Annotated in this window: 1 protein-coding gene; it reads left to right on the top strand. The window is 66.4% G+C overall.

All coding sequences use genetic code 11. The features are described 5' to 3' along the window. Nucleotides 1-608, top strand: a 608-nt coding sequence (locus tag HA630_RS27135; protein WP_305792612.1) for a malic enzyme-like NAD(P)-binding protein, incomplete at both ends; no start/stop codon positions are given.

The raw sequence follows: 608 nt of genomic DNA, 5'->3' as shown, positions 1-608 counted from the left end.
CTGGTGAAGAAAGACATCGGTGCCGTGAAGGTGGCGGTGTCGGGCGCGGGCGCCGCGGCCATCGCCTGCCTGGACGTGATGGTGGGCCTGGGGGTGAACGTCGAGAACATCCTGGTCTGCGACTCCAAGGGCGTGATCCAGACCGAGCGCGACGACGCCCAAGCCGGCAAGCTGGACGCCTCCAAACAGCGCTATTGCCGAACCACCGCCGCCCGCACCCTGGCCGATGCCATGGCCGGCGCCGACGTGTTCCTGGGCTGCTCCGCCGCCGGCGTGGTCACGGTGGACATGGTCAAGTCCATGGGCCCCCAGCCCATCATCCTGGCGCTGGCCAACCCGGAACCGGAAATCCGCCCCGAGCTGGCCAAGATCGCCCGACCCGACTGCATCATCGCCACCGGCCGTTCGGACTACCCGAACCAGGTCAACAACGTCCTCTGCTTCCCCTACATCTTCCGTGGCGCGCTGGACTGCGGTGCCACCAAGATCACGGAAGAAATGAAGCTGGCCTGTGTGCGCCAGATCGCCGACCTGGCCAAGGCCGACATTTCCGAGGAAGTGGCCAGCGCCTATGTGGGCCAGGAACTCACCTTCGGCCCGGAATACCT

It is taken from the genome of Aquabacterium sp. A08 (assembly GCF_011742065.1).
Note: the sequence above shows the minus strand (reverse complement) of the source record. Positions and strands in the feature narration are given on the sequence as shown.